This window comes from Geodermatophilus sp. CPCC 205761, from assembly GCF_051383655.1.
Classification (GTDB): Bacteria; Actinomycetota; Actinomycetes; order Mycobacteriales; family Geodermatophilaceae; genus Geodermatophilus.
This window is the reverse complement of the sequence record NZ_JALPKQ010000012.1, coordinates 94,722-118,050: the sequence shown is the minus strand read 5'-3', so window position 1 is coordinate 118,050 and position 23,329 is coordinate 94,722. Positions and strand designations below refer to the sequence as shown.

The following is a 23,329-nucleotide window of genomic DNA, read 5'->3' as shown; positions in this document are numbered from 1 at the left end:
AGGTGGTCCCTCGTCCGGCTGCTCGCCTACACGGGGCTCCGCTTGGGCGAGATGGCGGCCCTGTGGGACGGAGGTTGGAGGCGTGGTCGCGTTCGGCAGCCCGAAGACCCACCAGCAGCGGACCGTCCCCGTTCCTGCCGTCCTCCTCGAGCCGTTGGCCCGGCGGTCCGCCGGCAAGCGCGCCGACGACCTGGTGCTGACCTCACCCGAGGGCGGCGTGCTCCGGTCCGGCACCTTCCGGCGCCGAGTCTTCGCCCCGGCCGCTACTGCAGCGGGACGGGAGGATCTCAGTCCCCACGATCTCCGCCACACCGCGGCGAGCCTCCTCGTGGCGAGCGGCGCGAACGTCAAGGCGGTCCCGCGGATGCTCGGCCACGCCTCCGCCGCGATGACCCTGGACGTCTACTCCGGCCTCTTCGACGACGACCTCGGCGCCCTCGCCGAACGCATGGATGCCGCCCACGCCGCCCACATCTCGGCGCATCCTGTGGGCGTCTTGTGGGCGCGGGGCAAGAGCCCCGATCTGACACCGACGCCAACAAGGCGCTGACCAGCACGACCACCGGTGGGGCGGGTGGGGCTCGAACCCACGACCCAGGGATTATGAGTCCCATGCTCTGACCGGCTGAGCTACCGCCCCGATGTGCGGCCGACCCCAACTCAGCGTCGACCGGGCACCGCACTCGATCGGCCACGCATCGTCTGTCCACGCCGCGTGAACGCGCCCGAATGAGTGCTCCCAGGATAGGGGCACCGCTCCTGGCGATCCGCACCTGCTGGAGCACCGGCGGCGGACGCGCCGCCGTCCCCTGACTCGGCGCACCATCCGGGGGACGGCCGGCGCTCCGACACCGCCACCTGCGCCCGCTCGGCCACTCCGCGCGTCTCACTCACCGACGCCTGCGCCCCGCGGTCATGACGCGAGATCGACGAGGAGTTCGGCGTCGTTGCACGCGTGTTCGCTCCTCGTGGGCCTCGTCGCGCCGCAGCGATCAGAGCGTCTTCATACCGAGTTCACGAACAACGAACTCGCGCCACGATCCGGCGCTCACAAGAAGTGCCTCCGCGTGCTGGTCACGCCACCAGGTACTTCTGCGCACCGCACGGTGCGCTGAGAAAGGACAGATCATGCACACTCGCACCCTCGCCGCGGCCGCCACGCTCGCACTCGGCGCGACGGTCGGACTTGCGTCCCCCGCGGCCGCTCAGCCGAATCAGCAGGGCCTGATCAACGTCAACATCTCCGACCTCGTGGTCCAGATACCGGTCGCAATCGCCGCCAACATCTGCGACGTCAACATCGCCGTGCTGGTCGCGGATCTGGTCGACGACGCGGCGAACTGCAACGCCGAGGCCACCCCCGACGCTGATGCCGAGATCACGACCACCGACGGCGGAGCCCCCCCTACTCAGGACGGTCTGGTCAACGTCAACGTCTCCAGCATCAACGTGCAGGCCCCCATCGGCGTCGTCGCCAACGTGTGCGACGTGAACGCCGCAGTCCTCGTGAACCTCGTTGCCGACGCTTCAGCACCGTGCGAGGGAAGCGCCGACCCGGATTCGACGATCACCCTGAACTGATCGACATTGTCTCGTCAGACATGCGCACCGTTCGTGACCGGGCGGTGTGGCCCAGCGTCTGCTGAGGACGGCGGGATGGTCCGGTCGACCGGAGGGTCGGCCGGACCATCCCGCCCCAGCGGTGGTCGACCAGGCTGCCCTGGGCGTCCGGCGCGGGCCCGGTCGAGTGGGAACAGCCGACAACCGGTCGCTGGGGCGGTGTGTCCGCCTCAGGAGGCGGTCCCGATCGCGTCGATCGCCGTCATGGCCTGGTCGCGCTGCGCGTCGGAGATCGGAGCCGAACCGGCCACCTCGGCCGCGGCGTCCTGCCCCTCCTCGCTCACCACGTAGCCCATGAAGTCCGCGACCAGCTCGGCGGTCCGCGCGTCGGCGTACTCGACGCAGCCGAGGTGGTAGCTGACCAGGACGATCGGGTACCGGCCGGCCTCGGTCGTGGTGCGGTCGAGCTCGACGGCGAAGGAGAACTCGCCGCGGCCCTCCAGGCGGGAGGCGTTCTCCACCACGGCGGCGGCGGCCTCGGGGGAGGGGGCGACGAACTCCTCGCCGACCCCGATCCGCGCGACGCCGAGGTCACCGGCCTGGGAGAGGTCCGCGTACCCGATGGTGCCGACGCCGCTGCGCACCGCGGCCACGACGCCGGAGTTGCCCTGGGCGGCCTCCCCGCCGGCCACCGGCCACTCGCCGTCGGGCTCGTGCGGCCAGGCGTCCCCGCCCGTGGCCGCCAGGTACTCGGTGAAGTTCTCCGTGGTGCCGGACTCGTCGCTGCGGTGCACCGGCGTCACGGCCAGGTCGGGCAGCGGTGCGCCCGGGTTGTCGGCGGCGATGGCCGGGTCGTCCCAGCGGGTGATCCGCCCGGCGAAGACGGCCGCCAGCGTGGTGGGGGAGAGGGCGAGCTCGTCGAGGCCCGGAGCGGTGTGGACGACGGCGATCGGCGAGATGTAGTTGGGCAGCTCGAACACCCCCGCGGGGCCGCAGCGGGCCGCGGCCTCGGCGAGCTCCTCGTCGTCCAGTGCGGCGTCCGACCCCGCGAAGTCGATGCCGCCGGTCAGGAACTGTTCCCGCCCGCCGCCGGAGCCGACCGGGTCGTAGTCGACGGTCACCCCCGGCTGGACGGCGGAGTAGCCCGCGGTCCAGCCCTGCATGGCCGCCTGCTGGCTGCTCGCTCCCGCACCGACGATCGCACCCGCCAGGTCGCCGGCCGCGGCGCCGGCCCGGTCGCGCTCGTTCGGCGGCACGTACCCGGCGACGGCGACGACGGCGGCTCCGACCGCCAGCGCGCCGATCCCGGCCGCGACCTTCCTCCGGGCAGTCACACACGCCTTCCGCGATCCGGGGCCCGGGCGATCGTCCCCGGGGCGCTGTCGCCGACCCTAGGCGGTCGGCTCCGGGTCCACTCGCCGGCGACCGGAGTCGGGCCGCTCGCCCGGGCGTGGCGGCCAGACGTGTCCGGGATCTCACCGGGGGGTGCCGACGCGCACTGTCGGTGACGACGCGGCCGCGCAGCCTCCTCCCTTCCGCCGGGCTCCGCCACCCGTGTCGGGGCAGGTGGGTGGTGCGGTCCCGGCAGGAGTGACGGGTGTGGCACCGTGATCACCCGTCAGCAGTCAGGCTGTGACCGCACGTAGTCGATCCTCACCCCTTCGGGCAAGGAGGCGCACCGTGTGTGTTACCCGATCGTGACCGGTGGCCCTCACGCGTAGTAGCTTTCCTGACGGCCCAGCCGGGCTCCGCCTCCCGACAACCGGGGGGCCTCGGCCGGGCCCCGCCGAACCGCCCGACGTCCCTCCGGGGATCGAGGGGGGACCGGGGACCCACCGTTCCACTGGGGTGAGTCCTGCCTGCGCACGGGGCGCAGGCGGGTAGGGCGCCGTCCGGCCCGAACCCGTCAGCTAACTCGGTAGGCGGCCGCGAGGATGGGAGAACCGTCGCCTTGGCGACCCTGCACCGCCTGCACACCGAGCTCGACCGACCGACCTCCGTCCGCCGTCGCCTGCGCTCTCCGCGCCGGGCCCTCGTCGTCGGCGCCGTCCTCGCCGGCCTCCTGGTCGGCGCGCCCGCGGCCGTCGCCGCCCCCGTCACCCCCGCAGCCTCCGAGCAGGAGCAACTCGCGGCTGACGTCGCCCGCATCGAGGGCGAGGTCAAGGCCGCCGAGGAGCAGCTGCAGCGCATGACGGTCGAGGCCGAGGCCGCCGCCGACGCCGCCCTCGTCGCCCGTGCCGAGCTCGCCGCCGGCCAGGCCGAGGCCGAGGCCACCGCGGCCGAGCTGGCCGAGGCCCGGGCCGCGGTCGCCGGTGCCGAGGAGGCCATCGCCGACCTCAGCCGCCAGGCCTACATGGGCGGCGACCAGCGCTACGGCGACGTCGAGCTGCTGCTCGACGCCGAGAGCCCCACCGAGCTGCTGCAGCAGGCCGCCACCATGGAGGTCATCGGCGACCACCGGTCCGACCGGCTGGCCGAGTTCCTCTCCGTCGAGCAGCGGGTCGCCGACGCCGACCGTGCCGCGCAGGCCGCCGTCGTCCGGCTCGACGAGCTCGCCCGCGCCGCCGACCAGGCCGAGGCGGCGGCGAACACCCACCTCGCCGAGGCGCAGGCCGAGTTCGACGCCCGCGCCGCCGAGAAGGCCCGCCTCGAGGAGGAGCTCCGCCAGGCCGGTGAGCGGATGCTGGCCGCCCAGGGTGCCGCCGACCCGGGCGCCGCCTGGGGCGAGCGCCAGGCGCAGGCGCAGACCCTCGCCAGCGCCGCCACGACGTCCGGCATGCCGACCTCCGGGCGCCTCACCTCCTGCTACGGCGCGCGCTGGGGCACCATGCACCAGGGCGTCGACATCGCCGCCCCTATCGGCACCCCGATCTACGTCCCCGAGGGCGGCGTCGTCCTGCAGGCCGGCCCGGCCAGCGGCTTCGGCCAGGCGGTCTACGTCCAGCACGGCGACGGTCAGATCACCCTCTACGGCCACGTGAACCGGTTCTTCGTCAGCGCCGGCCAGGTGGTCACCGCCGGGCAGCAGATCGCCGAGGTCGGCAACAAGGGCCAGTCCACCGGACCCCACCTGCACTTCGAGGTGCACCAGGGCGGTCTGTACGAGAACCGGGTGAACCCGATGCCGTGGCTCAGCGCCCACGGCATCGACCTCGGCGGCTCCTGCTGAGCCCGACCGCATGACGGAGGGCCCCGCACCGATCAGTCGGTGCGGGGCCCTCCGTCGTCGCGGGACCAGCCGGGTCAGGCGGCGTCGAAGCCGGCCCGGTCGACCCTGCGGTGGTACCGGGTGCCGAGCCGTCCGCCGAGGACCGCACCGAGCAGCGTGGCGAGCAGGACCGCCACGAGGGCGATGATCCCCGCCGTGGTGGCCGTTCCCTCGTCGATCGGGATCCGCGGCAGGTTCAACTGCTGCAGCACGTTGTACTCCGACCCGAGCACGACCCCGGCGACCGACAGGGCGATCACGACCAGGAGTCCGATGACCCAGACTGCGATCCCCTGCCGGACGCCGTCGAACCGGGCCATGCGGCCGGCCACGTAGCCGCCGGCGAGGTACGCGAGGAAGAGGACCACCAGCAGTGCGATGCCGCCGGCGATGCCGATGGTGTCGGCCTGCTGGGTGGCCTCCTCGGTGCTGGGGATGCCCTGGGTGAGGCCGAGGGCGACGCCTGCGGCAGAGAGCAGCGCGACGAGCAGGACGGCGAGGCCGTTGGCGGACAGCCAGCCGAAGAAGGCCGCGCCCCACTTGATGCCGCCGAAGCGGTCGTGCTGGGCGTCGACGGCGTTGCGCGCCGGGCCGCGCGTGGCCGACGCGCCGTGGTCAGTGGTGGACATGGGTCTCCTGGGAGGGGTGGGAGCGGGAGGTCGTGCACCGGGGGGCCGGGTGGGGTGTGCTGCCACCCGGCCCCGAGGGTCGGTCAGTGGCGGCGGGTCTCCTCGACGCCGTCCGCCTCGATCCGCTCCTCGCGCACCTGCTCGCTCACCGTCTGCTGCTCGGTCACGGTCTCGGTGTCCAGGCGCACCCGCTCGACCGGCACGGCCTCCTTCGCCACGACCGGGCGCTCGGCGTGGAGGGTGACCTCGTGCTCCTCCTCGCTGATGGCGGGGCCGTCCATGGCGTTGCCGACGTTGCCCTCGGTGATCGGCTCGCGCTCGACCCGGACCTCCTCGCGGGAGACCGGCACGGTCTCGGTCACGTTCTCGGTGACGACGTACTTGCGCAGCCGGGCGCGGCCGACCTCCTCGGTGCGCGTGCCGACGGTGAGCCGCTCCTCGGAACGGGTCATCGCGTCGTCCGTGGTCGGGCCGGAGGTGTCGTGGCCGACCGGGTGGTCGACCACGCCGTCACCGTCGACGTCCCGGCCCCCGGCCGCGGGCGTGCCGGTGTCGCCGATGCCGTAGTGGCGGTACAGCTCCGACTCCTCGGTGGCCGAGAGGTGCCCCGAGGCGACGTCGACGTGCGGGGCGTTCTTGACCCGGTCCTTGTCGAAGGGCACGCGGAGGTCCTCGCCCGCGAGCTCCGCCTGCGCCAGGGGGACGAAGGCCTCCTTCGTGCCGAACAGGCCGGTCCGAACGCTGGCCCACTCGGGGCGGCCGGTCTCGTCGTCGAGGAAGACCTCCCCGACCGTGCCGAGCTTGCTGCCGTCCGTGGCGTACGCCGTGCTGCCGATGACGCGTCGAACGTCCTGGTCCGTGATCATGGGGGGCTCCTCGGCCGTGGTGAAAGGTGCGCCGCAGAATTGCGGTCAATGAGATGCGACGCCGTGAAGTTGTTCGCAACAGCGTCTGCGATGGTGGTGCCCCGGGTGATTACGACGTAAACCGACCTCGTCGGGGATGTCGTCGTGTCAGCGCCGGCCGCGCAGCCGCCCGAGCAGTCCGCCCACGCCGCCGAGGGTCTGGGCGGCGAGCTGCAGGATCGGCCCGCCGGGGATGCCGGGCGCGGCCTGCACGATCGGCGCGAGGGTCAGCAGGCCGCCGAGCTCGTGCACCTTCAGCCGCCGCCGGGCCAGCGCCACGACGGGGTTCACCCGCCCGGACGCCGCCTCGAGCAGCAGGTCGGCCGCCGCCTCCACCGCGGTGCCGCTCGCCTCGCCCGGGGCCACCCGGCGCACGGTCCAGCCGTCGCCGTCCGCGGCGAACCGCCAGCCGCCCTCCGGCGTCGCGAGGGTGGCGCCACCGGTGATCCCCTCGGCCGCCGCCAGTGCCCCGGTGACGTCCGCCAGAGCCGCCAGGCCGGCCTGCAGGACCGGGGCCTGCACCGGGGGAGCGCCCAGGGGTACCAGGTCCAGTCCGTGCACCGCCAGCTCGTACGCCTGTCCCAGGACGACGCTGAGCAGCGGCAGCCGGCCCACCACGGCCAGGGCCGGGGCGGTGTCGAGCTCGCGCGGCTCCTCGGCGAGGTAGCGGGCGGTCGCCTCGCGGTTGCGCCGCAGCGCGTCGAGCACCTCCTCCCGGGAGGCGTCGCGGTGCGCCGCGGTCACGCGCGCGTTGGTCGCGTCGACGTCCGGGGGAGTGCCCCCGCCGCCCGCGCGGGCAGAGGCGATGAGGTCGGCCAGGGCGGTGTGGTCGTCCCAGCAGCCGAGGTGCACGCAGACCTCGTGCGCCCGCCAGCCCGGTAGCCGGGTCGGCCGGTCGAGGTCGACGGCGGCGGCCTGGTCGAGGAAGGCGTCCCACGCGGGCAGCACCATCCCCGACACCTGGTCGCGGCCGGCGTCGGCCATCCCCTGGGAGCTCGGCATGCGCCGCCCCTACCCGGCCGCGTCGACGGGCAGGCATGACGTGCGTCGCACGCCGCGCTCTTGTCCGGCGACGGCGGTCCGCGCCAGCCTGACCGCATGACACGGAGCGGCACCACCCGCGGCACCGTCATCCGCTGGGACGACGACCGGCGAGCCGGGCTGATCGAGGCACCGGACCTCCCCGGCGACTGCTGGGTCGACGCCGCCGTCGTCCACGGGCCGACCAGCACCCTGCGGGCCGGTCAGGTCGTCGACGTGGACTGGAGCGAGCCCGGCGTCGAGGGGCTGCCGTTCCGGGCGACCCGGGTGGTGCCGCGCGAGGACCTCCAGGCCTCGTTCGGCGCCTGACCCGCGTCCGGTGCGGCGTGTCGAACTCGTCACGCACCGTGGCTGTCGTTACCGTGTGTCACAACCGGTCTGCGGGTGTGGACGTCGACCGGCCGCGTCGCGGGGTCCCGAGCGTGCGCTCCGAACGCGGGGCACGGAAGCCGCGGCGGATGGGTGGACGGCGGTGTCGTCACCGTGGTATGGCCGCTGACCAGCACATAGTGGTCACTCCCGTGACCAAGCGTCACATGTGACCCATCCGCCTCCTCCGCACTGGCGCGAGGGGGTGACCATCGTGCAGACTGTTGACGGGACCCCTGGTCCGAGGCCGCCGAACACAGCCTGTCACCGAATCGATCGTCCGTTGGGGAAGACGAGACCGATCGAGTCGATGGAGGTGCCCCGTGCAACGACGGTCTACCCAGGGTGTCGTCTTCGTGCACGCGTGCCCGAAGGCGCTCTGCCAGCACGTCGAGTGGGCGCTGGAACGCGTCGTCGGCGCGCCGGTCTCCCTGTCGTGGGCCGACCAGCCCGCGGCACACGGTTCCTACCGTGCCGAGGTCGCCTGGACCGGTTCGCCCGGGACAGGCGCCAAGCTCGTCGCTGCGCTCCGCGCGTGGCCGATGCTGCGCTTCGAGGTGACCGAGGAAGCCAGCCACGGCAACGACGGTGAGCGCATGTCGTACGTGCCCGGCCACGGTGTCTTCCGCGCGCCCATGAGCGCCAACGGTGATCTCGTCGTCAGCGAGCAGCAGTTGCGCCACCTCGCTGCCACGGCCGGCTCCATCGAGGCGTTCCGCCACGGCGTGGACGAGCTGCTCGGTGCCGCCTGGGACGCCGATCTCGAGGTCTACCGCCATGCCGGCGACGGCAGTCCGGTCACCTGGCTGCACCAGGTGGTCTAGGTCACGATCCGACTACGACGGCCGGGTGCCCCCCGCACTCCCGTCGTAGGCTGAGGCCGGTCCGTCCGGACGTCGTCGGGGAAGCGGCGTCCGGGCGGCCCAGCGCACAGAAGAAGCAGCGGGCCCGGCTCCTCCGCGGAGGTGCCGGGCCCCGTCGCGTCCCGGTGTGTCAGAGAGGGATGTTGCCGTGCGCCCCGCGGCCGGCGGGGGCGGCGGCCAGTGCGGTGACCAGCCGGCGCCGGGTCCGCGACGGGTCGACGACCTCGTCCACGACGCCGATCTGCAGCGCCCGGTTCACGCCGCCGGCGATCCGCTCGTGCTCGGCGGCGAGGTGCGCGTGCAGCGCCTCGCGCTCGGCCGGGGGGACGGCCGCCAGTTTCTTGCGGTGCAGGATGCCGACGGCGGCCTTGGCGCCCATGACGGCGACCTCGGCGCCCGGCCAGGCGAACACCGCGGTCGCGCCCAGCGAGCGGGCGTTCATCGCGATGTACGCCCCGCCGTAGGACTTGCGGGTCACCAGCGTCACCCGCGGCACCACAGCCTCGGCGAACGCGTGCAGCAGCTTCGCGCCCCGGCGGACCACGCCGTCCCACTCCTGACCGACGCCGGGCAGGTACCCGGGCACGTCGACCAGCACCACCAGGGGGACCCCGAAGGCGTCGCACATCCGCACGAAGCGGGCGGCCTTCTCGGCCGAGGAGGAGTCCAGGCAGCCGCCCAGGCGCAGCGGGTTGTTGGCGATCACGCCGACCGTGCGCCCGGCCAGCCGGCCGAGCGTGGTGACGACGTTGGGCGCCCAGCGCGGGTGCAGCTCCAGGCCGGCGCCGTCCAGGACGGCGGCGACCAGCGGCTTGACGTCGTAGGCCCGCTGCGGCTGCTCGGGCAGCAGGGCGCGCAGGTCGACGTCCGGCTCGCCGTCGGCCGGGGCGAACCTCCCCTGGGCGGCGAGGAGGCCGACCGCCTCGCGGGCGGTGTCGAGGGCACCCTGCTCGGAGTCGGCGACCACGTGGACGACGCCGCTGCGCCGGCCGTGCGTGTCCGGACCGCCGAGCCGCTCCATGTCGACGTCCTCGCCGGTGACCGAGCGGACCACCTCGGGGCCGGTGACGAACACCCGGCCGGCCGGGCCCATGATCACCAGGTCGGTGAGCGCCGGGCCGTACGCGGCGCCCCCTGCGGCCGGCCCGAGGACGACGGAGATCTGCGGGACCCGGCCCGACGCCCGCACCATCGCCGCGAACACCTCGCCCACCGCGTGCAGCGCCGTGACCCCCTCGGCCAGGCGCGCACCCCCCGAGTGCCAGACCCCGACCACCGGCAGACGCTCGCGCAGCGCGGTGTCGATCGTGTCGACGATGTGCCGGCAGCCGTCGAGGCCCATGGCGCCGCCCATGACGGTCGCGTCGGTGCAGTACGCGACGGCCGGGCTCCCCGACACCGTGCCCCGGGCGGCCAGGACACCCGAGTCGTCCCGCGGGATCAGCAGCGACAGGGAGCCGGGGTCGAACAGGCGCCCGAGGCGGTCGGCCGGATCCCGCGGGTCGGGGGCGGTCGGGGCGGGGACGACGGACAGGGCAGTCACGGGACCTCCGGGGCCTCGGGCGCGCGGGATCGGGGGGCCTGGGCAGGCGGCACCGCTGGGCCGGCCCGGTCGGGCCGACCCAGGAGACGGTGCTCGGGGTCCTTCTTCAGGCGGTGGTGAAGACCAGCGCGATGTTGTGGCCGCCGAAGCCGAAGGAGTCGTTCACCGCGGCGGTGAGCTGGGCGCGCCTGGGCTCCCGGCGCACGATGTCGAGGGCCTGGACGGAGGCGTCGTCGTCCGGGTCGTCGAGGTTCGCCGTCGCCGGCACCACCTGCTCGCGCAGGGCGAGGATGGTGAAGACCGACTCCAGTGCCCCCGCCGCGCCGAGCAGGTGGCCGGTCTGGCTCTTGGTGGCCGTGACGAGGACGTGCTCGCCGATGGTGTTGCGGATGGCGGCGGCCTCGGCTGTGTCACCGACCGGGGTGGACGTGGCATGCGCGTTCACGTGGCCGATGTCGGCCGCGGTGAGTCCGGCGTCGCGGATGGCCGCGGCGATCGCCCGGCCGGCACCCTCGCCCTCCGGGTGCGGGGCGACCAGGTCGTAGCCGTCGGCGGTACCGCCGGCGCCGGCCAGGCGGGCGTGCACCCGGGCCCCGCGGGCCTTCGCGGCGTCGGCGCGCTCCAGGACCAGGGCGGCCGCGCCCTCGCCGAGCACGAAGCCGTCGCGGGCCTTGTCGAACGGGCGCGAGGCGCGCTCCGGCTCGTCGTTGCGGGTGCTCATCGCGCGCATGGCCGCGAACCCGGCCATGGGCAGCGGGTGCACGCAGGCCTCCGCGCCGCCCACCAGCACGACGTCGGCGCGGTCGAAGCGGATCAGGTCCAGGCCCCACCGGATGGCCTCGGCGCCGGACGCGCAGGCGCTGACCGGTGCGTGCACGCCGCCCTTGGCGCCGATGGACAGGCCGACCGCGGCGGCCGGGCCGTTGGGCATGAGCATGGGGATGGTGAAGGGGGAGACCCGCTTGGGCCCCTTCTCCTCCAGGACGTCGTCCTGGCCGAGCAGGGTCAGCGCCCCACCGATGCCGGTGCCGAAGACGACGGCGACCCGCTCGGGGGCCACCCCGGCGTCGGCGGCGCCGGAGTGCCGCCACGCCTCCTCGGCGGCGACGACGGCCACCTGCTGGCTGCGGTCGAGCCGGCGGGCCCGCACGCGGTCGAGCCCCTCCACGGGGTCGGCCGCGAGCCGGGCGACGAGCTGGGCCGGGAACTCCTTGATCCAGTCGTCGGTGATCCGGCTGACCCCCGACCGCCCGGCCAGCAGGGCGTCCCAGGTGCTGGCCACGTCGCCACCCAGTGGTGTGGTGGCGCCGAGGCCGGTGACGACGACGTCGCCGACGGGCGTGCTCATGGGGATTCCTCCTGGGACGGGCGGCCGGGGGAGCCGGGTCGAGGCCCCCTGCAGGGTCCCGCCGCGAGCGTGCGAGCGGTGGGGGGCAGGGGGGTCCTTCTACTGGTTCTTCTGGATGAAGCTGATGGCGTCGCCGACGGTCTTGATGTTGCCGAGCTCGTCGTCGGGGATGGCGACGCCGAACTTGTCCTCGACCGCGGTGGCGATCTCGACCATCGACAGGGAGTCGACGTCGAGGTCCTCCGTGAACGACTTCTCCGGGGTGGCGTCGGCGGGGGCGACGCCCGCGACCTCCTCCAGGATCTCGGCCAGACCGGTCTGGATGTCCTCGCTCACGCGCGGTCCTCTCTCTCGGGTAGGCGGGAACTCCGCCGTCGGGCCCTGGTGGCCCGGTGCATGGTGGGTGCCCCTCAGGGCAGGCGGAACACCTGTCCGGCGAAGGTGAGTCCGGCGCCGTAGCCGAGGACGAGGGTCAGGTCGCCGCTCTTGGCCTCGCCGGACTCCATCAGCGCGGTCAGCGCCAGCGGGACGGAGGCGGCCGACGTGTTGCCGGCCTGCACGATGTCGCGGGCGATGACGGTCCGCTCGCCGAACCCGAGCCGCTTGGTCATCGACTCGATGATCCGCAGGTTGGCCTGGTGCGGGGCGAAGACGTCGATGTCCTGCGGGCCGACGCCCGCGGCCTCCATCGCCTCGACGAGGGTCTCGGTGAGCTTGGTGGTGGCCCAGCGGTACACCGCCTGGCCGGCCATGGTCATCGTCGAGCTGCCCGCGGCGATCTCGATCGCGTTGTGCTGGTCGCCGTCGCTGCCCCAGATCACCGGGCCGATCTGCGGCTCGTCGGAGGGACCGAGCACCGCGGCCCCCGCGCCGTCGGCGAAGATCACCGCCGTGGAGCGGTCGGTCAGGTCGGTGACGTCGGTCAGCCGCTCGACCCCGACGACGAGCGCGTGCCCGGCCGACCCGGTGCGGATCGCGTCCGCGGCCACGCCGAGGGCGTAGCAGAACCCGGCACAGCCGGCGTTGAGGTCGAACGAGCCGGGCCGCGGGATGCCCAGCCGGAACGCCACCTGCGGGCCGATGCCCGGGATGGGCGCCCGCAGGCTCGCGCTGGCCACGATCACCAGGTCGACCTGGTCGGGGGACAGGCCGCTGGCGGCCAGTGCCTTGCCGCCGGCCGCCACGGCCATGTCGACCAGGGACTCGTCCTCCGACGCCCACCGGCGCTCGGCGATGCCGACCCGGCTGCGGATCCACTCGTCGTTGGTCTCCATGACCTGGGCGAGCTCGTCGTTGGTCACCCGCCGGCGGGGCCGGTAGGCGCCCAGGCCCAGCAGTCGCGCGCCGGGCGCGCCCTCACGCAGGTTGATCCTCACTCCGCCCTCGTTCCGCTCCTCGGTCGCCGGCGCTCGTTCGGGCGTCGCGTTGGTCATTCCGCCACCTCCGGGTAGAGCCGGGCGATCGGATCCCCTGCGTCGACCAGGTCGCCGTCCTGCACCAGCCACTCGGCCAGTACCCCGTCGTAGCCCGCTGAGACCTTGACCTCCTCGCGGCGGCCGCGGATGAGGCCCAGCGGGGTCCCGGCCGGCAGCCGGCTGCCCTCGCTGACGTCGGCCGGGCTGACCGTGCCGCGCGCCGGGGAGACGACGACCCGCCAGTCGGGCAGGTGCTCGGCCTCGGCCCGGCCGCGCTCGGTGGCGATGAGGTCGCGGGCGCGGTCGAGGTCGGCCGGGCCGGTGACGGCGAGGATCTCGACGTCGGACCCCTTCCACTCCCGCTTCGCCAGCCCGGCGAGCGCCCCGGCCGGGGGCAGCTCGATGGCGGCGGTGACGCCGAGTTCCTTCATCGTGGCCAGGCAGGCGTCGAACCGCACCGGGCTGGTGACCTGGCTGACCAGCCGGTCGAGGACCGCGGCCCCGGAGGTCACCGCCGCGCCGTCGGCGTTGGAGAGCAGCAGGCGGCTCGGGTCCGCCGGCCGCAGCCCGCCGACCAGGCCCTCCAGCTCGGTCCGGGCCGGCGCCATGTACTCGGTGTGGAAGGCGCCGGCCACCGACAGCGGCACGATCCGCGCCTTGGCCGGCGGCTCGGCCTTGAGCGCGGCCAGGCCGTCGAGCGAGCCGGCGACGACGACCTGGCCGCCACCGTTGATGTTCGCGGCCACCAGGCCGTGCCGCTCCAGCGCCGCGGCCAGCTCGTCGGGGTCACCACCGAGGACGGCGGACATCCCGGTCGGCGTCATCGCGCACGCGGTGGCCATCGCCCGGCCGCGGACGGCGGTCAGCGCGATCGCCGCCTCGACGCTCAGCACCCCCGCCAGGGCGGCCGCGGTGAGCTCCCCGACGCTGTGGCCGGCGATGACGACGTCCCGGCCGCCCTGCGGCGTGTGCGCCACCGGGCCGGGGAGCCCGCCGAGCTCGCGGGCGATGAACAGGCTCATCGCGACCACGAGCGGCTGGGTCACCGCGGTGTCCTTGATGGCCTCCGCATCGCCGGTGGTGCCCAGCGACAGGAGGTCGGCGTCGGCGATCGCGCCGGCCCACCGGAAGAAGGACTCGGCACCGGGGAGCTCGAGCCAGTCGGTCAGCATCCCGGGTTTCTGCGCACCCTGACCAGGGGCGAGGACGGCCAGCACGTCCCTCACCGTGCCAGGGATCGCCGTCGCGCGCGGGTCGGAGCGGAACGAAAGCACACGGGTGCTCTTTGGAGGGTTCCTACAAGCGGACCGGGCTCACGGGGGTCGCCGTGGGGGTCCCGGTGGCGGGTGTCACACTGCCCGCGCCCGCGGGTGCGCCGGCTCAGTGCCAGAGGGAACGGTCCTGGTCGAGCGCGGCGAGGGCCAGGGCGACCTGCAGGGTCCACCCACCCCGCGGGTCGGTCGCGGACAGCCCGGTGAGCTCGAGTGCCCGCTTCAGCCGGTACCGCACGGTGTTGGGGTGGACGAACAACGCGCGGGCGCTGGCCTCCAGGTTGCCGCCGCTGGCGAGCACCGCGCGCACCGTCTCGAGCACCTCGCCGCCGGCCGCCTGCAGCCGCGCCGCCACCCGCTCGTTGAGCGTCGCCCGGGCCACCGGGTCGCCGTCCAGCGCCCGCTCGGGCAGCAGCGCGTCGGCCGGTATCGGCCGCGGTGCGCCGGGCCAGGCGGGCGCGGCGCGCAGGCCGGCGAGCGCGGCGGCCGCGGAGTCGCCAGCCTGGTCGAGCCGGTCGACGACCGGGCCGGTGACGACCGGCCCGGGCCCGAACTCGTCGCTGACCCGGTCGGCGACCGCCTCCAGCTCGTCGGACCCGCCGAGGACCACGACCAGCTGGTCGGCGTGCACCCCCACGAGCACCTCGCTGCGCAGTTGCCGGGCTGCCCGGCGGATGGCGGCGTGCGCGTCGCGGTCCGGCGGGGCGGTGCCGACCACGACGGTGACCGGGCTCATCGCCGCCCAGCCCAGTGCCGACGCGCGTCCCGACAGCTCCTCGGTGCGCTCGCCGCGGACGAGCGCGTCGACCACGAGCGCCTCCAGCCGGGCGTCCCACGCGCCCCGGCTCTCGGCGAAGCTGGCGTACACGTGCGCGGTCGCGAAGGCGACCTCGCGGCTGAACTGCAGGACCGCCACGCGCAGCGCGTCGGCGTCGCCCGGCTCGGCGACGCTGTCGACGAAGTCGTCCATCACCTCGACGGTGACCCGGATGAGGTCGACCGTGTGCTTGAGCGGCACGACGCGGGCCAGCTCGCGGGGCGCGGCGCCGAAGACCCCGCCGGTCAGCCGGGGCGGCCGGTCGGGGCTGCGGCACCACTCCACGAGCGAGGCGATCCCGGCCTGGGCGACGAGCATGACCCACGAGCGCTGGTCGGCCGGCATGGTGCGGAACCAGGGGAGGTCGTCGTCCATGCGGGCCACGGCGCGGGTGGCCAGGGAGCCCGAGGCGCGCTCCAGTCGCCGGAGGGTCCCGGCGGACGGTGGGTGGCGGTCGCCCCGGTCGGACACACCCCCAACCCTTCCACGCGACTGTCCGCCGCGGGCGGGGCGCTGGGAGAGTGGGCGGGTGGACGTGCTGCGACGGGAGCGGGCGGCTTCCGCCCGCCGGAGGGCGGTCGCCGCGATCGCCGCGGGCCTGGGCGTCCTCGGCGCGCTGGGCGCCGGGGTGCTCACCGGCTTCGCGCCGCAGGTCCGCCTGGACGAGTCGGTCAGCGAGGCGCTCTACGCCGGGGACGACCGGGCGACCGGGCACGACCTGCTGCTCGACGTCCTGACCACCCCGGGGGTCACCTGGTTCCGGGTGCTGGTGTTCCTGCCGGTGCTGTTCTGGCTGGGCACCCGCCGGGCGTGGTGGACCGCGGCCTGGGTGACCGTCGCGATCGTGACCGTCGCCCCGATCACCGTGTCGCTCAAGGAGCTGGTCGGCCGGGTCCGCCCGGCGTTCGAGGACGGCGGCCTGAGCTACGGCGGCCTCAGCTACCCCAGCGGGCACTCCTCGGGCATCGCCGCCCTGGTCACCGTCGCGCTGGTGCTGGCCTGGCCGCGCCTGGCGCCGCGGTGGCGCCGGCCGGCCGTCGTCGCCGGGGTGGCGCTGGTCGTCCTCGTGGGGCTGACCCGGATGTGGCTGGGCGTGCACTTCCTCTCCGACGTCCTCGGCGGGTGGTCGCTCGGGGTCGCATGGGCGCTGGCCGTCGCCCTCGTCTTCGGCGCGCTGCCCGGCGGCCGCGCCGCGCTGCCGCCCCGGGAGGCGCCGTGAGCGGGCTGGTGTCCGACGTCGTGCTGGAGCCGGACGACGGCTCGCTCGGACCGCTGCTGCGGATCGCCGACGACCGGCTGGCGCCCGGCACCGGCTACGGGCGGCACCGGCACCGCGCGGTCGACGTCGTCGCGGTGGTGCTGGACGGGTCGCTGCGTCACGCCTGGGGGAGCGGCGCGGTCCTGGCCGCCGGGGACGTCGCCGTCCTCCGCGCCGGCACCGGCCTCGCGCACGACGAGATCGCGGGGGACGACGGCGCGCACGTGCTGCAGACGTACCTGCGCAGCGCGATGCCCGGCGAGCCCGCGGCCCACGAGGTCCACCCCAACGCCGACGGCTGGCTGCCCCTCGACCGTCCGGACGCCCGGCTGTGGACCGAGGTGGTGGAGGCGGGGACGTGGACGACCGTGCCGCCGGGGCTGCTCGTGCTGACGGGTCCGGAGGGGACGCGGGTCGAGCGGCAGGACGGCGGCCCGGTGCACGGCCCCGCGACCGCGGTGGTGTGGCAGCTGGACGTCGGCCGGCCGGACTGGGCATCCGGGTGACGGCCGGCGAGCTGGGAGAGTGAGGTCCATGCCCACGCCCGACCTGCTCGCAGCGGCGCACGCCGACGCCGACCGGATCGTCGACCTGCGCCGCCGGCTGCACCGCCACCCGGAGATCGGGCTGCAGCTGCCTCGCACCCAGGCCACCGTGCTGGAGGAGCTGGCCGCGCTGCCGGTGGAGGTGACCGTCGGGACGACGACCACCTCCGCCGTCGGCGTCCTGCGCGGCGCCCGGCCCGGCCCGACCTACCTGCTGCGCGCCGACATGGACGCCCTGCCGGTGCACGAGGACTCCGGTCTGCCGTTCGCCTCGGAGGTGCCCGGGGCGATGCACGCCTGCGGGCACGACCTGCACGTGGCGATGCTGCTGGGCGCCGCCCGCCTGCTGGCCGAGCGCCGCGACGAGCTCGCCGGCCAGGTCGTGCTCATGCTCCAGCCGGGGGAGGAGGGCCACCACGGCGCCCGGTACATGCTCGAGGAGGGCCTGCTGCACGCCGTCCCGGAGGCACCGGTCAGCGGGGCGTTCGCGCTGCACGTCTTCGCCACCCAGCCCAGCGGCGTGGTGACCGTGCGGCCCGGGCCCATGATGGCCGCCGCCGACCACTGGCTGGTGACCGTCTGTGGCCGCGGCGGGCACGCCTCGATGCCGCACTCGGCGGCCGATCCGGTGCCGGTCGCCGCCGAGATCGTGCTGGCGCTGCAGACGATGGTGACCCGGCGGGCGCCGGTCTTCGACCCGGCCGTGCTCACCGTCGCGCACCTCACCGCCGGCTCCACCGACAACGTCATCCCCGACACCGCGTTCCTCGAGGGGACGATCCGCACGCTGTCGGCCGAGCGGCGGGCCGACATGGTGGCCGGGGTGGAGCGGGTGGCCCGGCACGTCGCCGCGGCGCACGAGCTGACGGTGGAGTTCGAGCACCGGCAGGGCTACCCGGTCACGGTCAACGACGCCGGTGTGGCCGAGGCGGTGAGCGCGACGGCCGCGGCGCTGTTCGGCGCCGAGCGCACCGCGACCGCCCGGGAACCGCTCATGGGCGCGGAGGACTTCGCCTACGTGCTGCAGCAGGTGCCCGGCGCCATGGCCTTCCTGGGGGCCTGCTCACCGGGACAGGACCCGGCGACGGCGGCCGGCAACCACTCGAACCTCGTGGTGTTCGACGAGGCGGTGCTGCCCGACGGCGCGGCCCTCTACGCGGCGATGGCGCTGCGGGCCCTGGCCGGCTGAGCGCAGGGGATCCGTCGGGGTCACGCCTCCGGATCCACTCCGGTCAGACGAGGGCCACGACGTCCGCGGCGCAGCCCCAGGAGAGCGTGACCCCGGCGCCGCCGTGCCCGTAGCAGGCCACCACCGGGCGGCCGTCCCGCTCGAACCGCTCCAGCCGGACGGTGGGCCGCCCCGGCCGCAGCCCCACCGCGCGCGACAGCACGGGGGCGTCCCGCAGCCCGGGGACCAGTGCGCGCGCCCGCGCCAGCACCGCCGCCTCGATCGCCGGATCGGGCTCGGTGCCGGTCGCCCCCTCCACGGCGGTGCCGCCGCAGACGACGTCCGAGCCGCGGGGCACCACGTAGGTCAGCCCGTCCGGGTGCTCCTCGTCCAGCAGCCAGCTGGTCAGGCCGGGGTCGGCCAGCCGCACGACCTGCCCCTGCACCGGCGTGAGGGTGTCGTCGCCGACCAGCGGACCGGAGGCCAGCCCGGCGGCCACCACGACGACGTCGCCGGGGACGTCGGCCAGCCGGTCGACCTGCCCGGGGACGACCGTCACGCCTGCGGCCCGCCCGGCCGCGGCCAGCCACGGCAGGTATCGGCGCATGTCGACCACCGGCAGCGTGCAGCGGGTGCCGGCCGGGGCGCCCGGCGGCAGCTCCGCGGAGGTCGCCGGGCGGAACCCGGGCACGCCCGGCGCCCACCAGAGGTCCGGCTCGGCGGTGCGGTGGACGACGGTCCCCGGCCGCAGGGCGATGCCGGTGGCCGCGTCGCGGGCGAGCTCGGTGAAGGTGGCGAACGAGGCGGCTCCCCAGCGCAGCACGGCGTCCTGCGGCGCCGCCCGGTAGGGGAACCAGATGGCGGCGGCCACCGCCGAGGTCGTCGCCTCGGGCGGGTCGGCGGTGTGCAGGCGCACCCGGGCGCCGGCGCGGGCCAGCGCCAGTGCGCAGGTCAGCCCGACGACCCCGCCGCCGACGACGGCCACGGACGGGCCGTCGTCGGCCGGCCCCACTGCAGGGTCCCGCCGCGAGCTTGCGAGTGGCGGGGGGCAGTGGGGTCCTTCATCAGGTGGCCGGCTGGGTGTCGGGATCGGTCTCGTCCTCCGGCGCCGCCTGCACGTCGTTGACCTGGTACTTCTCGACCGCCTGCCGCACGAGGTCGCCGTCGACCTGGCCGAGCTTGGCCAGCGACGCCAGCGTCCGGACGACGACCGACTCGGCGTCGACGTGGAAGTACCGGCGCAGCGCCGGGCGGGTGTCGGAGAGACCGAACCCGTCGGTGCCCAGCGTGGCCATCCCGCCGGGGACGAACGGCGCGATCAGGTCGGGGACGGCCTTCATCCAGTCCGACACCGCGACGACCGGCCCGGGGGCGTCCTGCAGCCGCTGGGTCACGTACGGGACCCGCCGCTCGTCGCCGGGGTGGAACAGGTTCCACTCCTCGGCGTCGTCGGCCTCCCGGCGCAGCTCGGTCCACGACGTCACCGACCACACGTCGGCCGAGACGCCCCAGTCGTTGGCGAGCAGCTCCTGTGCGCGCAGCGCCCACGGCACCGCGACGCCCGAGGCCAGCACCTGCGCCTTCGGGCCGTCGCCCTGGCCGGGGGCGTAGAGGTACATGCCGGCCAGCAGGCCCTGGACGTCGACGCCCTCGGGCTCGGCCGGCTGCGGGAACGGCTCGTTGTAGACCGTCAGGTAGTAGATGACGTCCGGCGAGCGCGAGCCGCCCAGCGGGGCGCCGGGGTCCTCGCCGTACATCCGGCGCAGCGCGTCCTTGGTGATGTGCCCGACCTCGTAGGAGAAGGCCGGGTCATAGGTGACGACCGCCGGGTTGGTGTGCGCCAGTAGGATCGAGTGGCCGTCCTCGTGCTGCAGGCCCTCGCCGTTGAGCGTCGTCCGGCCGGCGGTTGCGCCGAGCAGGAAGCCGCGGGCCATCTGGTCGCTCGCGGCCCAGAAGGCGTCGCCGGTCCGCTGGAACCCGAACATCGAGTAGAAGATGTAGATCGGGATCATCGGCTCGCCGTGCGTGGCGTACGACGTGCCGACGGCGGTGAACGACGCCGCGGAACCGGCCTCGTTGATGCCCTCGTGCAGGATCTGGCCCTGCTCGGACTCCTTGTAGGCGAGGATCAGCTCACGGTCGACGGACGTGTAGCGCTGCCCGTGCGGCGAGTAGATCTTCTGCGTCGGGAACATCGCGTCCATGCCGAAGGTGCGGGCCTCGTCGGGGATGACCGGCACGAACCGCGGGCCGAGCTCCGGGTCCTTGAGCAGCTCCTTGAGCAGCCGGACGAACGCCATCGTCGTCGCCACGTCCTGCTTGCCCGACCCGCGGCGCAGGACGTCGAACGCCTTGTCCTCCGGGGCCTTGAGCGTCTTGAACTCCGACCGGCGGCGGGGGACCGCGCCACCGAGGGTCTTCCGCCGCTCGAGCATGTACTGCATCTCGTCGGAGCCGGCGTCGGGCCGGTAGTACGGCGGCATGGTCTTGTCGAGCGCCTCGTCGGGGATCGGCAGGTACAGCCGGTCGCGGAAGGCGGCGAGGTCCTCGGCGGTCAGCTTCTTCATCTGGTGGGTCGAGTTGCGGCCCTCGAAGTGACTGCCCAGCGTCCAGCCCTTGATGGTCTTGGCGAGGATGACCGTCGGCTGGCCCTTGTGCTCGGTGGCGGCCTTGTAGGCGGCGTAGAGCTTCCGGTAGTCGTGCCCGCCGCGGGACAGGTCCCAGACGTCCTTGTCGCTCATGTTCTCCACGAGCTTGCGGGTGCGCGGGTCACGGCCGAAGAAGTGCTCGCGCACGAAGGCGCCGTCCTCGGCCTTGTAGGTCTGGTAGTCGCCGTCGGGGGTGACGTTCATGAGGTTGACCAGCGCGCCGTCGCGGTCGGCGGCCAGCAGCGGGTCCCACTCCCGGCCCCAGATCACCTTGATGACGTTCCAGCCGGCGCCGCGGAAGAAGGACTCCAGCTCCTGGATCACCTTGCCGTTGCCGCGCACGGGGCCGTCGAGCCGCTGCAGGTTGCAGTTGACGACAAAGGTGAGGTTGTCCAGCTCCTCGCGAGCGGCCAGGCCGATGGCGCCGAGCGACTCGGGCTCGTCCATCTCCCCGTCGCCCAGGAACGCCCAGACGTGCTGGTCGGAGGTGTCCTTGATGCCGCGCGAGTGCAGGTAGCGGTTGAACCGCGCCTGGTAGATCGCGTTGATCGGGCCCAGCCCCATCGAGACGGTGGGGAACTCCCAGAAGTCGGGCATCAGCCGCGGGTGCGGGTAGCTCGACAGCCCGCCGCCGGGGTGGCTGACCTCCTGCCGGAAGCCGTCCATCTGCTGCTCGCTCAGCCGGCCCTCGAGGAAGGCCCGCGCGTAGATGCCGGGGGAGGCGTGCCCCTGGAACCAGATGAGGTCGCCGCCGCCGGGGTGGTCCTTGCCGCGGAAGAAGTGGTTGAAGCCGACCTCGTACAGCGAGGCGGAGCTGGCGTAGGACGAGATGTGCCCGCCGACGGCGATCCCGGGCCGCTGCGCGCGGTGGACCATGATCGCGGCGTTCCACCGGATGTAGGAGCGGATCCGCCGCTCCACGTGCTCGTCGCCGGGGAACCACGGCTCCCGCTCCGGCGGGATCGTGTTGATGTAGTCGGTGCTGCGCAGGGCCGGCACGCCGACCTGCTGCTCCCGGCTGCGCTCCAGCATGCGCAGCATCAGGTACCGGGCCCGGCCGCGGCCGGCGTGGTCGACGACGGCGTCCAGCGACTCGAGCCACTCCTGGGTCTCGTCGGGATCGGTGTCGACCAGTTGGCTGGGGAGCCCGTCGGTGATGACCGCGCGGGCCTTGCCTGCATCGCGGGCGGGATCCCCGTCCGACTGCTGCGGTGCGCTCATGGGCACATCGTCCCCCGCCGGTCCGTCCGGCGTCACCCGTGGGCCCACATGTCGGGACGGCGGGTGTGCGCAGCGCCGTCCGCGGAGCGCTTGCGCCTGACCAGCCATGCCCTACGCTTCCGCCAACGCCGACCGGGGCCACCGGCCGGACGGGGCCTCGAGGACCGAGGCGGGACGACAGGCGTGGACGGAAGGGGTGACATGACCAGGCTGCGGGGGAACGCTCCCGCTGGTCGTGTCCGGCCCGGCCGCCGCCGGTCCCCCTCGCGGCACGGCACGGCCGCGCCCGGGGCTCCTCCCCCAGCAGCGCGCCGCCGGACAGGGCACGATCGTGCCCACCGCTGGTCAGCCGCACCGGAACCCATGGAGGAACAGCAGGGATGAGCGTCGACTCGGGCAGCGCCAGCATGGCGGCCCGGTTGGGCATCAAGCCGGGCATGGTCGTGCAGGAGCTCGGCTGGGACGAGGACGCCGACGAGGACCTGCGCGACTCCATCGTCGAGGCCTCCGGCAGCGACATGGTCGACGAGGACACCGACGAGGTGGCCGACGTCGTCATCCTGTGGTGGCGCGAGGACGACGGCGACCTGTTCGACGCCCTCACCGACGCGCTGACCTCCCTGGCCGACGAGGGCGTCGTGTGGCTGCTGGTGCCCAAGTCGGGCCGGCCGGGTCACGTGGAGCCCGGGGACGTCACCGAGGTCGCGCCGACCGCGGGTCTGTCCCAGACCAGCAGCATCTCCGCGGCGAAGGACTGGTCCGGGATCCGCCTGGTGACCCCGAAGGCCGCGCGCTCCCGCCGCTGAAGAAGGATCCCTCGCCCCCACCGCTCGCGAGCTCGCGGTAGGCCCCTGCGAGGGGGCCGTCGCCGGTGGGGCACCATCGGGCGCATGACCCTCTCCGTCGGCGACGTCGCCCCCGAGTTCAGCCTCCCCGACCAGGACAAGCAGGTGGTCTCCCTGGCCGACCTGCGCGGTACGCCGGTCCTGCTCGTCTTCTACCCGTTCGCGTTCTCCGGCATCTGCACCGGTGAGCTGTGCCAGCTGCGCGACGAGCTCACCAACTACACCGACGCCGGCGTCCGCGTGCTGGCGATCAGCACCGACCCGGTCTTCAGCCTCAAGGCGTTCAAGTCGCAGGAGGGCTTCGACTTCACGCTGCTGTCGGACTTCTGGCCGCACGGTGCCGTCGCCCAGGCCTATGGCGTGTTCAACGAGAAGGCGGGCATGGCCGTGCGCGGCACCTTCCTCGTCGACGCCGAGGGGCGGATCGCCTTCACCGAGGTGAACGGCCCCGGCGACGCCCGCGAGCAGCAGGGCTGGAAGGACGCGGTCACCAAGCTGGCCGCCTGACCCACTCGCCGTCCAGGGCCACCTACCCTGGGCGAGCGGGGCGCGTAGCTCAGCGGGAGAGCTCTCGCCTTACAAGCGAGCGGTCGCAGGTTCGATCCCTGCCGCGCCCACACCTCGCATCTGACCTGCGGGAATGGCCCCTCGGGCAGCCTGGTTCTGGCAAGCACA

22 protein-coding genes, 2 tRNA genes and 1 riboswitch are annotated in these 23,329 nt (G+C 74.4%); of the genes, 11 read left to right on the top strand and 13 right to left on the bottom strand.

Going from position 1 to position 23,329, the window contains the following annotated elements; genetic code table 11:
• Positions 1–82 precede the first annotated feature (82 nt).
• Positions 83–550, top strand: coding sequence for a tyrosine-type recombinase/integrase (locus MY526_RS09915; RefSeq protein WP_436703796.1), 468 nt, complete (start codon positions 83–85; stop codon positions 548–550).
• A gap of 16 nt (positions 551–566) precedes the next feature.
• On the opposite strand, the gene MY526_RS09910 is transcribed toward MY526_RS09915, so the two are convergent.
• Positions 567–640: transfer RNA gene (locus MY526_RS09910), tRNA-Ile, on the bottom strand.
• Positions 641–1,128: 488 nt separating this feature from the next.
• On the opposite strand from MY526_RS09910, the gene MY526_RS09905 reads away from it, so the two are divergent.
• Positions 1,129–1,581: a hypothetical protein gene (locus tag MY526_RS09905; protein ID WP_436703795.1), complete on the top strand. Its 453-nt coding sequence runs from the start codon at positions 1,129–1,131 to the stop codon at positions 1,579–1,581.
• 209 nt (positions 1,582–1,790) lie between these two features.
• On the opposite strand, the gene pstS is transcribed toward MY526_RS09905, so the two are convergent.
• A complete protein-coding gene (gene pstS, locus MY526_RS09900) occupies positions 1,791–2,894 on the bottom strand; it encodes a phosphate ABC transporter substrate-binding protein PstS (protein WP_436690585.1) in 1,104 nt (367 codons plus the stop codon).
• A gap of 489 nt (positions 2,895–3,383) precedes the next feature.
• Positions 3,384–3,480: riboswitch (cyclic di-AMP (ydaO/yuaA leader) on the top strand.
• Between the two features lie 31 nt (positions 3,481–3,511).
• Here pstS and MY526_RS09895 point away from each other — a divergent pair.
• Complete coding sequence (locus tag MY526_RS09895; RefSeq protein ID WP_436690583.1) at positions 3,512–4,729, top strand: M23 family metallopeptidase; 1,218 nt, start codon at positions 3,512–3,514, stop codon at positions 4,727–4,729.
• Positions 4,730–4,803: 74 nt separating this feature from the next.
• Here the strand turns inward: MY526_RS09895 and MY526_RS09890 are convergent, their stop codons facing one another.
• The 3 genes from MY526_RS09890 to MY526_RS09880 all read right to left on the bottom strand — a co-directional run bounded on the left by MY526_RS09890 (position 4,804) and on the right by MY526_RS09880 (position 7,304).
• Positions 4,804–5,397, bottom strand: a complete 594-nt coding sequence (locus MY526_RS09890) for a hypothetical protein (RefSeq protein WP_436690581.1) — start codon at positions 5,395–5,397, stop codon at positions 4,804–4,806.
• A gap of 83 nt (positions 5,398–5,480) precedes the next feature.
• The gene (locus MY526_RS09885; RefSeq protein WP_436690579.1) at positions 5,481–6,263 is read right to left on the bottom strand and encodes a DUF2382 domain-containing protein; all 783 of its coding nucleotides are present in this window, start codon (positions 6,261–6,263) and stop codon (positions 5,481–5,483) included.
• A gap of 147 nt (positions 6,264–6,410) precedes the next feature.
• Positions 6,411–7,304, bottom strand: a complete 894-nt coding sequence (locus tag MY526_RS09880; RefSeq protein WP_436690577.1) for a maleylpyruvate isomerase N-terminal domain-containing protein — start codon at positions 7,302–7,304, stop codon at positions 6,411–6,413.
• Between the two features lie 96 nt (positions 7,305–7,400).
• Here MY526_RS09880 and MY526_RS09875 point away from each other — a divergent pair, with 96 nt between their 5' ends.
• Both MY526_RS09875 and MY526_RS09870 read left to right on the top strand, forming a co-directional pair.
• Positions 7,401–7,652 (top strand): hypothetical protein, encoded by a 252-nt coding sequence (locus MY526_RS09875; protein ID WP_436690575.1) that lies wholly within the window; start codon positions 7,401–7,403, stop codon positions 7,650–7,652.
• Positions 7,653–8,035: 383 nt separating this feature from the next.
• Positions 8,036–8,536: a DUF3145 domain-containing protein gene (locus MY526_RS09870; protein ID WP_436690573.1), complete on the top strand. Its 501-nt coding sequence runs from the start codon at positions 8,036–8,038 to the stop codon at positions 8,534–8,536.
• A 169-nt stretch (positions 8,537–8,705) separates the two neighbouring features.
• Here the strand turns inward: MY526_RS09870 and MY526_RS09865 are convergent, their stop codons facing one another.
• The 6 genes from MY526_RS09865 to MY526_RS09840 form a co-directional block, all read right to left on the bottom strand.
• Complete coding sequence (locus tag MY526_RS09865; protein WP_436690571.1) at positions 8,706–10,118, bottom strand: acyl-CoA carboxylase subunit beta; 1,413 nt, start codon at positions 10,116–10,118, stop codon at positions 8,706–8,708.
• Between the two features lie 106 nt (positions 10,119–10,224).
• Positions 10,225–11,466 carry a beta-ketoacyl-[acyl-carrier-protein] synthase family protein gene (locus MY526_RS09860; protein WP_436690570.1) on the bottom strand — a complete coding sequence of 414 codons (1,242 nt, stop codon included), beginning with the start codon at positions 11,464–11,466 and terminating at the stop codon, positions 10,225–10,227.
• 99 nt (positions 11,467–11,565) lie between these two features.
• Positions 11,566–11,802 carry an acyl carrier protein gene (locus tag MY526_RS09855; RefSeq protein ID WP_163482755.1) on the bottom strand — a complete coding sequence of 79 codons (237 nt, stop codon included), beginning with the start codon at positions 11,800–11,802 and terminating at the stop codon, positions 11,566–11,568.
• A gap of 74 nt (positions 11,803–11,876) precedes the next feature.
• Positions 11,877–12,899 carry a beta-ketoacyl-ACP synthase III gene (locus tag MY526_RS09850; protein ID WP_436703794.1) on the bottom strand — a complete coding sequence of 341 codons (1,023 nt, stop codon included), beginning with the start codon at positions 12,897–12,899 and terminating at the stop codon, positions 11,877–11,879.
• Positions 12,896–14,107: an acyltransferase domain-containing protein gene (locus MY526_RS09845; protein WP_436703793.1), complete on the bottom strand. Its 1,212-nt coding sequence runs from the start codon at positions 14,105–14,107 to the stop codon at positions 12,896–12,898. The genes MY526_RS09850 and MY526_RS09845 overlap by 4 nt, the downstream gene beginning before the upstream one ends.
• Before the next feature lie 154 nt (positions 14,108–14,261).
• Positions 14,262–15,440, bottom strand: a complete 1,179-nt coding sequence (locus MY526_RS09840; protein ID WP_436703792.1) for a PucR family transcriptional regulator — start codon at positions 15,438–15,440, stop codon at positions 14,262–14,264.
• Positions 15,441–15,498: 58 nt separating this feature from the next.
• On the opposite strand from MY526_RS09840, the gene MY526_RS09835 reads away from it, so the two are divergent.
• From MY526_RS09835 to MY526_RS09825, 3 genes are read left to right on the top strand one after another with little or no spacing between them, the layout of a single operon-like run.
• Positions 15,499–16,188 carry a phosphatase PAP2 family protein gene (locus MY526_RS09835; protein WP_436690562.1) on the top strand — a complete coding sequence of 230 codons (690 nt, stop codon included), beginning with the start codon at positions 15,499–15,501 and terminating at the stop codon, positions 16,186–16,188.
• On the top strand, positions 16,185–16,733 hold the full coding sequence (locus MY526_RS09830; protein ID WP_436690560.1) for a pirin family protein: 549 nt from the start codon (positions 16,185–16,187) through the stop codon (positions 16,731–16,733). The genes MY526_RS09835 and MY526_RS09830 overlap by 4 nt, the downstream gene beginning before the upstream one ends.
• Before the next feature lie 28 nt (positions 16,734–16,761).
• Positions 16,762–17,961, top strand: a complete 1,200-nt coding sequence (locus MY526_RS09825) for a M20 metallopeptidase family protein (protein ID WP_436690558.1) — start codon at positions 16,762–16,764, stop codon at positions 17,959–17,961.
• Positions 17,962–18,004: 43 nt separating this feature from the next.
• On the opposite strand, the gene MY526_RS09820 is transcribed toward MY526_RS09825, so the two are convergent.
• Both MY526_RS09820 and aceE read right to left on the bottom strand, forming a co-directional pair.
• Entirely contained in the window at positions 18,005–18,925 is a 921-nt protein-coding gene (locus tag MY526_RS09820) for an FAD-dependent oxidoreductase (protein ID WP_436690556.1), read from the bottom strand.
• A gap of 79 nt (positions 18,926–19,004) precedes the next feature.
• A complete protein-coding gene (gene aceE, locus MY526_RS09815) occupies positions 19,005–21,809 on the bottom strand; it encodes a pyruvate dehydrogenase (acetyl-transferring), homodimeric type (RefSeq protein ID WP_436690554.1) in 2,805 nt (934 codons plus the stop codon).
• Between the two features lie 380 nt (positions 21,810–22,189).
• On the opposite strand from aceE, the gene MY526_RS09810 reads away from it, so the two are divergent.
• The 3 genes from MY526_RS09810 to MY526_RS09800 all read left to right on the top strand — a co-directional run bounded on the left by MY526_RS09810 (position 22,190) and on the right by MY526_RS09800 (position 23,271).
• Positions 22,190–22,615 (top strand): DUF3052 domain-containing protein, encoded by a 426-nt coding sequence (locus MY526_RS09810; protein ID WP_436690552.1) that lies wholly within the window; start codon positions 22,190–22,192, stop codon positions 22,613–22,615.
• Positions 22,616–22,699: 84 nt separating this feature from the next.
• Positions 22,700–23,161, top strand: a complete 462-nt coding sequence (locus tag MY526_RS09805) for a peroxiredoxin (RefSeq protein ID WP_436690550.1) — start codon at positions 22,700–22,702, stop codon at positions 23,159–23,161.
• A gap of 38 nt (positions 23,162–23,199) precedes the next feature.
• A tRNA-Val gene (locus MY526_RS09800) sits at positions 23,200–23,271 on the top strand.
• Positions 23,272–23,329 lie beyond the last annotated feature (58 nt).